8 protein-coding genes are annotated in these 15641 nt (G+C 28.1%); 4 read left to right on the forward strand and 4 right to left on the reverse strand.

What is annotated here, in order from left to right:
* The first annotated feature begins 109 nt into the window (after window positions 1–109).
* Together ABY298_RS10290 and ABY298_RS10295 are read left to right on the forward strand one after the other, a co-directional pair.
* Window positions 110–544, forward strand: coding sequence for a DUF4440 domain-containing protein (locus ABY298_RS10290; protein WP_372745967.1), 435 nt, complete (start codon window positions 110–112; stop codon window positions 542–544).
* A gap of 112 nt (window positions 545–656) precedes the next feature.
* The gene (locus tag ABY298_RS10295) at window positions 657–2717 is read left to right on the forward strand and encodes a tetratricopeptide repeat protein (protein ID WP_372745968.1); all 2061 of its coding nucleotides are present in this window, start codon (window positions 657–659) and stop codon (window positions 2715–2717) included.
* Window positions 2718–2736: 19 nt separating this feature from the next.
* On the opposite strand, the gene ABY298_RS10300 is transcribed toward ABY298_RS10295, so the two are convergent.
* The 3 genes from ABY298_RS10300 to ABY298_RS10310 are packed head-to-tail and all read right to left on the reverse strand — an operon-like array spanning window position 2737 to window position 9980.
* Window positions 2737–5205 (reverse strand): response regulator, encoded by a 2469-nt coding sequence (locus tag ABY298_RS10300; RefSeq protein WP_372745969.1) that lies wholly within the window; start codon window positions 5203–5205, stop codon window positions 2737–2739.
* Window positions 5206–5214: 9 nt separating this feature from the next.
* A complete protein-coding gene (locus ABY298_RS10305; protein ID WP_372745970.1) occupies window positions 5215–5640 on the reverse strand; it encodes a response regulator in 426 nt (141 codons plus the stop codon).
* Between the two features lie 8 nt (window positions 5641–5648).
* Window positions 5649–9980, reverse strand: a complete 4332-nt coding sequence (locus ABY298_RS10310) for a PAS domain S-box protein (protein ID WP_372745971.1) — start codon at window positions 9978–9980, stop codon at window positions 5649–5651.
* A gap of 486 nt (window positions 9981–10466) precedes the next feature.
* On the opposite strand from ABY298_RS10310, the gene ABY298_RS10315 reads away from it, so the two are divergent.
* Both ABY298_RS10315 and ABY298_RS10320 read left to right on the forward strand, forming a co-directional pair.
* Complete coding sequence (locus tag ABY298_RS10315) at window positions 10467–13523, forward strand: SusC/RagA family TonB-linked outer membrane protein (RefSeq protein ID WP_372745972.1); 3057 nt, start codon at window positions 10467–10469, stop codon at window positions 13521–13523.
* Between the two features lie 12 nt (window positions 13524–13535).
* Entirely contained in the window at window positions 13536–15020 is a 1485-nt protein-coding gene (locus ABY298_RS10320; RefSeq protein WP_372745973.1) for a SusD/RagB family nutrient-binding outer membrane lipoprotein, read from the forward strand.
* 83 nt (window positions 15021–15103) lie between these two features.
* On the opposite strand, the gene ABY298_RS10325 is transcribed toward ABY298_RS10320, so the two are convergent.
* On the reverse strand, window positions 15104–15641 hold a 538-nt coding region (locus ABY298_RS10325), incomplete at its 5' end, for a sensor histidine kinase (protein ID WP_372745974.1).

A 15641-nucleotide genomic window follows, 5' to 3' on the forward strand; every position in this document is an offset into this window, starting at 1 on the left:
CGTGAAATAGCAGTTCCATTTTACGAAAAACTAGGAATGAAAACTTTTGGTGAAAAGTTTGATGTAAAGTTAATAGGAGATCACTACGTAATGTTTAAATATTTATAAAGTGAGAAAGTATTGTTGTTTATATATTGTGGCGTTTGTTAGTTTAAGTTGTGGAGAACAAGTATCTCAAGAAAAAGATATTGAGGAAATTAAAATTGCCTTAAATAAATGTGCAGAAGATTGGAGTAGTGGAAACATTGAAGCCTTTATGGATGTTTATTGGAAATCTGATAAATTACAATTTATTGGTAAAAATGGAATAAATTATGGTTGGACTAATGCCTTAAATAATTATAAGAAAAAATATCCTACACCGTACCATACAGGCACATTAACGTTTAAGGTTTTAAGTACCGATTATTTAGCTAAAAACTTATACTCTTTAACTGGAGAATACTATTTAAGAAGAAAATCGAGTGATTTAAATGGGGTTTTCACGCTTATATTTAAAAAAATTGATGGTAAATGGGTTATTGTTTCAGATCATACTCAATAAAAATTGTTTTAAAACTTAAACTTAATTAGAATGGTTCTACTATTTTTTTAGAAAAAATCATGGTAACTTTGTTAATTACAATTAGTTAATAGGTCCCCCAATTATTATTTAAATGAAAATCTTCACATTTATTTTATTTTTCACTTGTTACTTTACCTTATTTGGTCAAGTTTCTACAAATAACATTAAGCAATTAAAACAAGACTTATTAAAGGAAAAAGTTGACTCTTCTAAGGTTTCAAAACTTATTAAAATTGGAGATTTTTATGATAATATTAACAAGCTTGATTCTTCATTTTATTTTTATAATGAGGCAGTAGTTTTAGCTGAAAAAATTAACTTAAATTCTTACATAGCAAAATCTAATAAAAAACTTGCAGTTCATTACCTTTATTCACTTCAATATATTAATTCTTTAGAAAAATTTCAAAAAGCACTTTTGGCTTACGAAACTTTAAATAATATTCGTGAAACTGCAGATATTTTTAATTTTATTGGTAGAATTTATTCAGAAATTTATAAAGAAGATCAAGCTATTCAATTTTATTTAAAATCGCTTAATTTATATCAAAATAACTTAAAGGATAAGAAAGGTGTTGCTTTAAACTATGTTGATATTGGAAATTTATATTATAGTCAGGAAAATTATGAGTTTGCCTTAACTTATTTTGAAGATGCCTTAGTATTGTATAAGGAGTTAAAGGATGAAGGCGGTGTTGCTAACTGTTATACAAATTTGGGAAATGTATATGCCGATAATAATAATATAAATGAAGGATTAAAATATTATTTTGAGTCGGTTAAAATTCATGAAAAAATTAATTATCTCGGTGGTTTAGCAACAAATTATAATAATATTGGAGATTGTTATTTAAGTTTAAGACAATATAAAGAAGCTGGATTGTATTTTGAAAAGGCACTAAAAATTGCTAAAAAAAATAATTATGAGGCACTAAAAATTATTATATATTTTAACCTAGCAGATTTAAATGCAAAAGAGAATAAGTTAAATGATGCTATTTCATATTCTTTAAAAGGACTTAGTTTATCGGAAAAAATAGGGGATTTAGAGTTTCAAATTTTATATTTAAAGGTGCTCGCTACTAATTATGATAAATTAGGAGATTTTTATAAATCATACGATTATTTAAAAAAACATACTACCCTTAAAGATAGTGCCTTTAAAAATGAGCGAAGAAAAAATGTTGGTTTGTTTCATGCCTTAAATGATCTTGAGAATAAAAGGGTAACTATTAACGAATTATCAACTAAAAATGAATTAGCAGAAATTAAATACCAATCAGGAAAAAATTACTCCTTCTTTTTAATAATTCTGGTAGTTATTTTTGCTATTTTTTTAATTATTTCTATAAACCTTCATGTATCCAGAAAAGAAGCCTATAATTTATTAGAATTTAGAAATAATGAAATAAAAAAGATGAATGAGGAAATTGAAATGCAAGCTAAAAATTTGGCACAACTTAATACTACTAAAGATAAGTTTTTTTCAATAATTGCTCATGATTTAAAAAATCCATTTAATTCTATTCAGGGTTTTACTGAATTATTGATAGAGAATTTTAAAGAGTATGATAACGATAAAAAAATAAAGTTTTTAAAGGTAATTAAAGGTTCTTCATCAAAGGCTTCCAATTTATTATCTAATTTATTGCTTTGGGCTAATAACCAATCGGGGAGAATTGAATTTAAACCAACTAAAATAGATTTAGCATCCTTAGTATCAGAGTCTATTTCATTGTTGGAAATACAGGCAATAAATAAAGAAATTTTATTAATTAATAATATTGATTCCAATTGTTTTGTTTTTGCAGATGAAAATATGGTGGATACTGTTATTCGTAATTTGGTTTCAAACGCTATTAAATTTACCTATGAGAAAGGAGAAATTCAAATATATTCTACAATAGTTGAAAATTTTGTTGAAGTTACCGTAAAAGATAATGGTATTGGAATTGTAATAGATGATATTAAAAATATATTTAATATTGAAATTAAAAATACGGGTATTGGTACAGCAAACGAACACGGTTCTGGAATTGGATTAATTTTATGTAAAGATTTTATTGAAAAAAATGGAGGAGAAATTTGGGTTGAAAGTATACCAAATGTTGGAAGTGAATTTAAATTTACTTTGCCTGTATACAATAACTAAAATGTAAAAGATTTAAATTTTAGGTGTTAAAATATTTTTTTAAAAGAGCATATAATTTAGTTGCTTGTATAGGTTTTGAAATATAATCAGTGCAACCATATCGTAAAGCTTTTTGTTTATCTCCCGGAAATGAAAATGCAGTTTGTGCAATTATAATAACATCTTTGCTTATTTCTCTAATCATTAAAGAAGTTTCATAACCACCCATTTTTGGCATTTTTATATCCATTAAAACCAAATCTATTTCTGGATGTTTTTTATAAATTTCAATAGCTTCTTCTCCATTTTTAGCTCTGTAAATTACCGAACTAAAATCTTCCATAAGAATGGATAAATATAACGAGGCTATTTCTTCATCTTCAACTATTAAAACCGCAATTTTTTTAGATTCAGCAATTGGACTTATAGAATGTTCTTTCTGTTCCTTGCTATAATTTTTAGAATCTGTAATAATTGGTAATGTAAAATAAAATTGAGAGCCCTTATTTTCTATAGATTCAACCCAAATATCTCCACCCAACATTGTAATGTACGATTTAGAAATAGACAATCCCAAACCAGATCCTTCATGAACATTGGTATCATTAATATCGGCTTGAATAAATCTATCAAAAATTGCTTTTTGTCTATTTTTAGGAATACCAATACCTGTATCCATTACATAAAATTCTAAAAACTCTCCTTTTTGTTCGTATCCAAAATCAACTCCACCATCAGAACTAAATTTAATGGCATTTTTAATAAGGTTACTTAAAATTGCAAATAGTTTTTCTCGGTCTGTTTTTAACACAATAGAACCTTTGTTTTTTGGAAGTGTAAGATTTAATACTAAATTTTTAGCAGCGGATTCTGGTTTAAATAATCCGTGTAAAATTTCTAGTTCATCGTGAATGTTTGTAGGTGTGTAATTAATTTTTACTTGTCCAGTTTCTAGTTTAGAAATATCCATTAAATCATTTAACGTGCTTAGCATTCGCACGCCACTTTTTGAAATAATATCTATAAAAGTTCGTTGTTTTTCTTCTGATAATTGCGGGTTTTTTAGTAGGTTGGCAAAACCTAAAATACCGTTCATTGGGGTTCTAATTTCGTGACTGATATTGTGTAAAAATGCCGTTTTAAGTCTGTCAGATTCTGTTGCTTTTTCTAATGCTAGAATTAAATACTGTTCATTTTTTTTATTTTGAATTGAAAGTCCAATTTGGTCAGTTACATATATTAATAAATCTTTATCATATTCAGTAAATGAGTTGTTACTTTTATAACTTTGTAATACAATTACACCAATTATTTTTCCTGCAACTTTTATTGGCACTCCAAGCCATTGTTTAGGAGTTGTACCTAATAAATTAAAGTTGTGTTCTTTACTTAAATCAACAAGTTCTTGGCTTGTTAATAATAAAGTTTGTTTGGTTTTAATAATATATTCTGTAATAGAATTTTTAGCAGGAATAGTTGTGAAATGATCATTTTCATCTTCAAAAAACGGAAGCGTAATTAAATTGTTAATTTCATCATATAAGGCAATATAAAAATTTGTAGTATCTAAAATAGTATGTAATTCTTGCTTTATTAACTGAATTAATTGCCTTAAATTTTTAGTAGTATTTACTGCATTTGAGATATTATATAGAACTTTTTGAACTTGTTGATTTTTAATTCTTTCGGAAATATCTCTTTGAATGGCTAAATAGCCAATAATTGATTTTTCGGTATCTAAAATAGGTTCAAAAGATCCTTCTATATGAACCAAAGTAGAATCTTTTCGTTTATTTATATAACTAAAATTTGAAATGCTTTGTTTATTGGTTAATTTATTCCAAAATTTCTCATAGTCTATGTTGTTTTTAATGTTACTTTTTAAAATTCTAGGAGTAGCTTTTCCAATAACTTCATCTTGTGAATAGCCATATAATTCAGTAAATTTTGGATTTATAAATGTAAAAACACCATTAATATCTGTCATAAACGTTACTTCATTAGAGTTTTTAAAAATCATATTCATTTTTAAAAGATCTTCTGTAGTTTCTTTTCTAATTTCAATTTCTTTTTTTAATTCACGGGTTTTTTGCTCAATTAATGCTTCTAAATTGGTGTGGTATTCTTTTAATTCTTTTTCAGATTGATAGCGTTGTAAGGCATTTTTTACTGTAATGGGTAACATTTTTAAATAAAAACCATCAATATCTTTTATAAGATAATCATAAGCTCCCATTTTTAATGCGTTTACTGCAATTTCTTCGCTTCCTGTTCCAGTTGTAACTATTATTGGAATATCAATTTGCATTTTTAAAATTTCAAAAGCATTTCCATCACCTAAAAAATAATCAGAAAGAATTAAATCAAACTTTTTTGTATTAATAATGTGTTTGGCTTCAGCAATAGAATTTGCAACTTCATAAGAATAATTAAACTCATTACCTGCAGCAAATCTTTCAAATGCCATTTGATCTATTTGATCATCTTCAATTATTAATAAATGTTTCATAGCTTTAATTTATCTTTTATTTGTTGGCAATTCACTTAAAGTCCAATATAAATTAATAGTTTTAATTACTTCTACAAATTGCATATAATCTACAGGTTTAATCATATAGCCTGCAACCCCTAAGTTAAAACTTTCAACTTTATCTTGTTCATCTTTAGAAGTAGTTAAAACAACAGTTGGAATTAATTTTAATGTTTGGTTATTATTTCTATGTTCTAAAAACTCTATTCCATTCATTTTTGGCATATTTAAGTCTAAAAGAATTATTCCGGGTAATGCATTTTCAGAATTATTCAGGTAATTTAAGGCTTCTAATCCATTTTCGCAAACAGCTATCGGATTTAAAATTTTTAATTCTTTAAGAGCTCGTTTAATAGTAAGCACGTCAATTTTGTCGTCTTCTACTAATAAAATTGTAAGGTTTGATGTTTTCATATACTATGTTATATCTTTATTGGTAAGGTAAAATGAAATGTTGTTCCTTGGTTTATTTTTGATGTTATCCAAATTTCACCACTATAAATTTGTATAATTCTTTTAACTAAAGTTAATCCAACTCCTGTACCTTCTTGGTTATCTCGGGTTTCTAGGCGTTGAAATATTTGAAAAATTCTATCAAAATATTTTTCTTCAATTCCAGGACCGTTATCTGAAACATAAAATTCCCAAAAACCATCTATTTTAGAATTTCCTAAATTAATAATACATTTTGGTTTATCGTTAAATTTTATGGCATTGGTAATTAAATTTTGAAATACTTGGGCAAACCTTGTTGGATCTCCTAAAACTTTAGGAAGATTATTATCTATTTTAATTTCAACGTTTTTTGGTAGATGTAAAGAGTTTACAACATCTTTAACAATTACGTTTAAATCTATTAAAACTTCTTTTTCTCTTGCTTTTCCGGCTCTTGAATATTGCAAAATACCTTCTATTAAATTGTCTAAACGTTTTACTCTTCCAATTAGCATAGCAAGTTGTTCTTGTCCGTCGGCATCAATTTTATCTTTATAATCTTCAGAAATCCAGAAACTTAACTGGCTAATTGCTCTTAATGGAGCTTTTAAATCGTGAGATACTATTTGAGCAAAATCTCGTAATTCTCTATTGGTAAATTCTAATTGTTCGGTGCGTTCAGCTATTTTTTCTTCAAGATCTTCCGTATATTTTAAAATTTCATTTTTTAATATGTTTTGTTGAATAACCACCGCAAGCTGATTTCCAATTTCTCTAATTATTTGGATATTGGTTTCTGTGAATAAATCCATGTTTTTTGAAAACATTGCTAAGGAGCCTACCATTGTACCTTGAGAAAGAAGCGGGAAAATAATAAATGAGTTTAGCCCAAAAGCCATTGTTTTTTTTATCAGATTAGATTGGATGGTATGTTTACTTAAATCTTCTATTACTTGAGTTTCTCCTTTAAATAAAATTTCTTTATCTAAAAAATTAAATTTGGATGCTGGAACAAAGTTTGTAGGGATTTTTAAATTTGGAACCTCTGTATTTACACCAATAAATTTGAAGGAATCAATATCCATAGAATATTCAGTTACGGAAACATGATTATATGGTATTATTTTTTTTAATTCAACTAAAACATCCTCTACAATTTGTTTTATATTGGTTGCACTTAATATAGCTAAGTCAATATCATGTAATATTTTAAGCCTGTTGTTAAACTCAATTAATGCTTTTTCGTTGTTTTTTCTTTCTGTAATATCTTGAAAAAAGATAGCTAATCCATCTTTTGACGGAATTATTCTATTCTCAAACCATTTGTTCCAAGGTTTGTAAAAATCCTCAAAGATTAAAGGTTGTTGAGTTTCTAGAGCTTTGTAGTAATTTTTATAAAATGGTTGGTTTATTGATTCAGGAAATTCTTTCCAAATATTTTTATTTATTAAACTATTAATGTCTCTATTAAATAATTCTCCAGCTTTTTTGTTTAAAAATCTATATTCCCAATCCAAATCTAAAAATACAAAACCATCGGTCATATTTTCTAAGGTAGTTCTTAAGGTTTTGTTTGTTATTTGAAGTTCTTCTTGAATTTTTTTTCGATCTGTAATATCAATTCCAATTCCAATTTGAGTTCCGTTTTTTAAATTTATATTAGTCCATTCTGAAATTATAACGTTACCTGATTTGCTAGTTATTGGAAATTCTTTCCATTCTTTGGGTGCCTTTTGCATAAATTCCGCAGCACTTTTTCTAATTTCTTCATCAGGGTAAAACAATTTCATAAAATCAATATCAATTATTTCTTTTGATGTTACCTCTAGTTTTGTTTCAAAGGTATTGTTTAAAAAAAGCATGTTTAAGTTAGGGTTATAAAGCGTTATCATAATTGGAATATTATCTATAATAGCTTTTAATTGTGATTTTTCATTAAGTAAAGCAGTTTCTAGTTCTTTACGCTCCGTAATATCTTTAACCAAGGCTAAAAGGTTGCCATCTGGCATTGTAGTTACCGTTACTTCTGCAGAAAATGTAGTTCCATCTTTTCGCTTAAATTGCCATTCTTTATAATATGTATTGTCAGATTTTATAATATCTAATGCTGGTTCTATATTTTTAGTTTCAGTAGGTATTACTATATCAGTTGCGTGGAGTCCAACTAATTCTTTATGCGTAAGACCTAGCATATTACACATTGCCATATTAGCATCTAAATAATAACTTTCAGAATTAGCAATTAAAATTCCTTCTGGAGCATATTCAAATAGTGTTCGGTACTTTTCTTCGTTTATTTTTAAAATTCGTTCTGTTTTTTTACGTTCTGTAATGTCTTCTCCAGAGCTTAATGAGGAAGTAATATTTCCATTAGCATCATAAATTAAAACGTTAGTCCAGGCAATTAACCGTTTTTGTCCGGTTTTGGTTAATATTTCATTTTCAAAATGTTTAACATCATCTATATTTCCTGAACATACAAGGTTGGCAATTTTTTTAATTTTATCTTGATCACTTTTTGGGATGAAATTCTCAAACCAGTTTTTCCCAATAATTTCTTCTTCTGTATATTCTAAAATTTCACATCCTTTTGGGTTTATCATTTGCACAATTCCATTTGGATCAATATTTACAAGAATTACACCGGCAACATTAAGATAATTTTGTGCTTTGTTTTTTTCAAGTATTAATGTTTGTTCAGAATTTATTTTTTCAGTAATATCATATATAACACCTTCATAATGTGTAATAATTCCTTCTTTATTTCTGCGGATAAAGGTATTGTCCTGTACCCATTTTACTTCATTATTTTTTGTAATAATACGGTAAGGTTTATGCGCGAAATTTTGAATGGCTAAATTTTCACTTGCTGTTTTTACTTCTTGTTTAACCTGCTCTAAATCATCAGGATAAATTAAATCTAAATAAATAATTTTTTGTGTTGTAAATTCTTCTTTACTATAACCACATAAATTTAAAATGTTATCCGAAACAAATTCAATAGACCAAATAGCATCATTTTTCCATAAAAAAGCTATTGATGAACTTCTATTTATAATGTTATTTGCTTCTTTTAGTGCGTTTTCGGCTTTTATTTTTTCCGTCACCTCATTTTGGGTTCCCCAAAAAGATAGTAACTTACCGTTTTCAATTATTCCAATTGTATTATTTAAAAAATGGCGTTCATTTTTATTTTTATCCAAACCAATTGTTTTGGTTTCGAGTGTAATGTAATTAGATTGTATAAATTTGGAAAGTGCAGCAAAATTAACTTCTTTATTTTTACCGCCTTGTAAATCTATTAATTTAGTACCTATAATTTCTTCTTTACTTTTATATCCGCGCATTTTGGCAAAGTTATCATTACACTCTATAACAAATAAATGTTGATACATTAGCTCAATTTGTTTGGCTACACTTAGGTTTGTTGGAATGGGGATTTTAGCTTGCATTTTAAAAAATCCCTCGCTAGTTTGATTAACAAAATATTTATATTTTCGTTCGCTTTCTTTTAGGGCTATTTCTTGTTTTAAACTTTTAGCATAAATTTCTTCGTATTTCTGACGAAAAGTAAGCGTGTGAAATATATCTTTAAAATTTTGTTCTTGTGAATTAATTGGCAAGCCTTGTTTTTCGTTGTATTTTATATAAATTGTTAAAATAATGGCATATATAATTGCAGCAATGTTTTTTGAAATTAACCCAGATATTAAAACCCTTTGTACTTGATCTGTGCCATAAAAACCAATAATGGCAAATACTATAGAATCAATACTTAATATAAATACGGATGCAATTAAGATTCTAAAAAAAAGAGGTTTAATAAATTTAGAAACAGCTTCAAAAATAAATATAAGTAAAAAAGTATCTAAAAATAAAAGCAAAGTGCCAATAGCTGAAATTCTAAAATTTTGTGAGAATAGTTCTTTGGGTAAATTATAAATATTTAAAACATTTTTACTTTCAAATCCTAAGTTAATGGTGGTTTGTAAAATAATTAATACAATATTTGCCGAAAGTATAGCATAAATTATTCTTCTGGCTTCTTGTGTATCTTCTTTTATGTACACCAATAAAATAGCAAATAAACTACCTGTAAATAAAACGGATGATCCCGATGAAACATACACACCTTCAATAATTTCAAAATATAAGGCATTGGCTAAAAAAACCTGCATGTATTGAAAAACACCTAAGGCAGCTAACAATAAACTTAAACCAAAAAAAGTACGTAGCCTAAATAAAGTTAGCAGTAAAAAAGCAGCTACAAAACATTGAAATATTAAAAATAAAACTTGATCATAGTAAATATGTAGCATACATTTTTTTAATTTTTAGCTTGGTTAAGTAAATATCCAACTATTAATAACTATAGATTTTTAATTAATAAAGATAGATTTTTAATTTTTATTTAAAAAATGAAAATTTCAAACAAAATATAGGGCCATTTTTAATGGAAATTAAATTAAAGAGGATGGGGTAATTTGTAAAATAAAAACAAAAGCTATGTGTAAATTAGGTTTCTATTAATTTATAGCGTAATAAATATGTAAAATAAGAAAAATAGCATAATTGTTTAGTTAAAAAATTATTAAATCAAAAAAAAATTTAACTTTGATTTAACTAAATTTTCTTTTAGTAAATAAGTTCAAATTAGTATAGAAGTTTATATCTCTGGTTTTGTGAAAATTACAAACTAGAGGTGTTTTATTTTGCTAATTTTTTTTAACCAAAAAATAGGGAAGTTCCATTTTTTAGAATGCACAACCTACATTTATTATTAATTTATTTTGAAATTAACAATTATGAAAAAAAATTATTATCTGCTGTTAACGTTGTTAATGGTGTTTTTTGTTCAAAGTTTATTTGCACAATCTATTACAGTTAAAGGAGTAGTTCGGTCTAGTGAAGACGGACTTCCATTACCAGGTGTTGGAGTTGTTACCAACATTAAAAATTCTACAGTAGGAAGTATTACAGATTTTGATGGTAACTATGAAATTAAAGCTGAAATGAATTCGGTTTTAGTGTTTTCTCACATAGGCTATTCAACACAAAAAGTTGTAGTAACATCTAACGTTATTAACGTAACGCTTATGGCCGGAGAAAGTTTAAATGAGGTAGTTATTGCTGCACATGGTATTAAAAAAGAACGAAAATCCCTTGGATATGCAGTTCAGGCTGTAAAAGCAGATGAGCTTTTAGAAGGAAACCAGAGTAGTATGGTAAACGGATTACAAGGTAAAGTATCAGGTGTTACTGTAGTAAATTCTGGAGGTGCTCCTGGTTCTTCAGCTATTATTATGATTCGTGGAGGTTCTTCTATAACAGGAAACAATCAACCTTTATTTATTGTAGATGGTCTTCCAATAGACAATTCTACTACATCTAGTTTAGAGGTTGCAAGCGCAAATAGAGGTTCAGATATTAACCCAGAAGATATAGAAAGTATTTCGGTACTTAAAGGTCCGGCAGCAGCAGCGTTATACGGTATACAAGCAGCTGAAGGAGCTGTAATTATCACCACAAAAAAAGGAAAAGCAGGTGTAAGTACAATAACCTATTCTGGATCAGTATCAATAGATAATATTTTAGGAACACCAGATGTGCAAACGTTGTATGGTCAAGGAAAACAAACCGTTACCACAACAGGTACAACAATAGATACAGATTCTCCTTATTCTTGGGGAAATAGTACCGCTGGATCTCCAACATATAATAATATTAAAGATTTTTATGATACAGCAATTACATCAAACCATACTGTTACTTATTCTGGCGGTTCTGAAAAAAGTAATGTTTACTTTTCAATTGGCGACCTTTCTCAAGATGGCGTAATTAAAAGTACTAGTTACGATAAAACTTCTTTTAGAATAAATGCTAATTCAGAAATTAATAAGAACCTAACTGTTGGAATGTCTGCAAATTATATTACTACAGAAACAAATAGCACAAAACAAGGAAATGCTTCTGGAAGTAGTTTTTTAAGTTTATTAGGAATTCCAGGAAATGTAGATGCCACTGATTATTTAAATGAAGATAATTCTCAAAAAAGTTTTTTTCTTGATCAACAATTCGATAATCCATACTGGAGTATAGAAAATAGTCCAAATACTGATGAAGTAAATAGATTACTAGGAATTATAAGTTTGAACTATAAATTTTTAGAAAATTTTAATCTTACCTACAAAATAGGTGTTGATAATTACACTCAATTCAATAAAAAAATAACCGGAGATGGTTCATTTATTGAAAACAGAGAAGATGGGTATATCAGTCAGTTTGAAAGTGATCATCAAACACTAAACTCAAATTTAATGTTGAGCTTTCAAAAAAATATTTCAGAAGATTTTTCTATAGATGCTATGGTGGGTAATTCTGTTGAGGAATTAGATGTTAGAACTACTTATACCTCTGGCGATGGATTTTTAGCTCCGGGAATATATAGTATTGGAAATGTAAGTATAGAAAACCAAAGTATTAGCGAATTAATTACTCGTAAACGTATGGTTGGTGTTTTTGGTGAACTAAAATTAGGATGGCAAAATGCATTGTATTTAACAGCTACTGGTAGAAATGACTGGTCATCTACATTACCAGAGGATAAAAGATCATTTTTCTATCCATCTATAGGTATGTCTGCGGTAGTAACAGATTTATTTAAAAATGCTGGAAATGATATTACATCATCAAACGGGTTAACCTATTTACAATTAAGATCTACTTGGGCTAAAGTAGGTAAAGATGCTCCAATTGGTGCTTTAGAAAGTTCATTATCTACCAATATAAATTCATTAGCAAGTAGTGCGTACACTTGGAATGGAGTAGATGTTGGAAACCCAAATTTAGAACCAGAGTTTACCAATAGTTTTGAAATAGGTGTTGATGCACGTTTTTTTGAAAGTAGAATAGGGTTAGATTTAACCTATTATACAAGTACATCAGACAATCAAATATTAACCGATATTAGAGTTCCTCCAACAACAGGTACATTTTATGCAACTTTAAATGGTGGATCTATTACTAACAGTGGTTTAGAGGCGTTACTATCTTTAAAAGTATTGCCTCATTCTTCAAAATTTAAATGGGATGTAGATTTAAATTTTGGAATGAATAAGAGTAAAGTAAATGAATTACCAGGATTTTTAAATGAAGTTTATTTATCTGATTCTTGGACTTTTAATGCTACAGCTGCAGGTGCAGCAATTTTAAATGGATCATTATTTGGTTTAAGAGGTTACAGACCAGTACGAAATGATAACGGTGATGTTATTATTAATTCAAATGGTTTACCTACACTTACCGTTGAAACATTTGATAATGTAACTCGTATGCCAGATTGGACTTTAGGGATTTCTAATACATTTAGTTATAAAGATTTTAAATTATCTTTTTTACTAGATATTGTACAAGGTGTAGATATATATAATGCTACAGAATCAGCTTTAGTTTACTACGGTTTAAGTACACAAACAACCAATAGAAATGAAACTATTGTGTTACCTGGCGTAGATGCAAGTGGTGCAGCAAATACAGTTGCAGTGGCTATGGATCAAGCTTTTTATCAAAATTATTACTATAAAAACAGTGAAAACTTTATAGAAGATGGCTCATTTGCAAGATTAAGATATGTAACCTTAACATATAAATTACCAAGTAAATTAATTAATAAATCGGCATTATCTTCAGTAGAATTGTACGCAACAGGACGTAATTTATTTACCATAACTAATTATAGCGGTGTAGATCCTGAGGTTAATACTTTTGGAGCTGGCATTTCAGGTGCTGGATCTATGGGTATAGATAATTTAGGAACACCTAATATGAAAGGTTTCGATTTAGGTTTAAAAGTTAGATTCTAAAAAATATATATTATGAAATTATACAAATATTTAGTACTTATTTCAATAGCCATTACTGCTTCATGTAGTGATGATTATTTTGATGTAAATAGCTCAGAAACAAACCCAACAACAACTTCTTTAGCACCACAGTATAGAATACAAGGAGCTATTGAAAATACAACGGCACAAGCTCAATATAGAGGAAGTAGAGAGGTTTTGGGTGTTACACAATATGGCTCTCAAAATGTGGCAAGTTATTATTCAGAAACTTGGAGAGATGAATTTACTACAGGACGTTATTTTTTATGGCAAAATGCTTATGTATATTCTTTACCTAATACTGCAGATTTAATTGTTTTAGGAGAGAAATATAACTCGCCAAACTTTACGGCAGTAGGTAAAATTTTAAGAGCGTATATTTTTGGTATGACTACAGATCAATACGGAGATATTGTAGTAGAAGATACGTATGATGGGGTTTCATCTATGAATATTACACCAAAATTTAGTACGCAAAAAGAAGTGTATGAGGTTATTATTAATTATTTAGATGAAGCAATTGCCGAATTAGATAAGTCTAGTGCTATTGGTTTAAATGAAGAAGGTGGCGATGTACTTTACCAAGGAAATCAAGATTCTTGGAAAAAATTTGCCTATGCTATTAAAGCAAGGTATTTAAATCATTTAAGTAAAAAATCTACGTATGATGCCGATGCTGTAATAGCGGCGTGTCAACTTGCTATTAACTCTAATGAATTTAATGCTCAAAAATTGTATGGTGGAAGTTCTGTTTCTAATGATATTCAGCCATTTTCTTCTGGTGGTTACGGTTCTTCAAGAATGGATTATTTTTCTGACTTTTTTGTTAAATTATTAAAAAATCCATTAAATATTGATGGAGCAGATTGGGATCCAAGATTAACAATTATAGTTCCAGAAGCAGTAAATGGTGGATATGAAGGAGTTGTAATAGGCAGAGGTTTAGCCGGAATTTCAGGGAATAATTTTTCTTTAGGAAATGGCGGTTTTTATACAAGTGCTAATTCAGCTACGGATATGATTAACTATAGCGAAGTTAAATTTATTGAGGCAGAAGCCAGATTTAGAAAAAATGATTTATCTGGTGCTTATACGGCCTTTAAAGCAGGTGTACTAGCAGATTTTGAAAAGTTAGGTGTTGATGCACAATCAACTTCAGATTATATTAGTTTATTAGATGAAAAAGTTGGAGCAACCAATATAAGTTTATCACATATTATGGTTCAAAAATACATTGCTAACGTATTAAATCCAGAAACTTGGGTAGATATGAGACGAATGGATTATAGTGCTGAAATTTATCATGGTTTACAACGCCCAGAGAATGTAAACTTAGCTATTTTTCCAAATGATGATGATTGGATTCAGGCAATGGTTTATGAATATAACGAAGAAGATAGAAACTATGAAAATATGCCAGATAATGATCCTTATGTTAGGTTAACTACACCAGTTTGGTGGAATACTCCAGACTAGTATTTAATTTTTTAAGATTTTGATATAAAAAAAGGCAAGTGTTTTACACTTGCCTTTTTATTTTATAAAATTAGTTATAAGTCTTAATTAGGAAGTGTAAAATAAAAAGTAGTTCCTTTATTTGGCTCAGAAGTTACCCAAATAGTTCCGCCGTGTTTTTCTATTAATTCTTTACACAGTATTAAACCTAAACCTGAACCTTTTTCATTTGCCGTTCCTAAAGTTGTAGCACTATTGGCGTTCGAAGTAAATAAATTGTTTCTGGTTTCGTTGTTCATTCCAATTCCATTATCAGAAACAGAAATTTCTATTGCATTATTTTTGTGCAATGCATTTATTTTTATAACACCTTTTAAATTAGTGAATTTTATGGCATTTGTTATAAGATTTAGTAAAATTGTTTTTAGCATATGCTGATCTGCATACACTTCAATAGCTTCAGGTTGAATGTAACTTAAGGTTATATTTTTAAATTCAGCAGTTGGCTTTAAAATTGCTATTGTTTGATCTACAATTGGCTGTAAATTTAATTTTTCTGGGTTAAATGTAATTTGTCCTGTTTGAGATTTTGCCCAATTTAGTAGATTGTCAAGTAATGCAAGTGTATTTACTGCTGCAGAA

Origin of the sequence: Lutibacter sp., assembly GCF_041596795.1 — a bacterium.
Classification (GTDB): domain Bacteria; phylum Bacteroidota; class Bacteroidia; order Flavobacteriales; family Flavobacteriaceae; genus Lutibacter.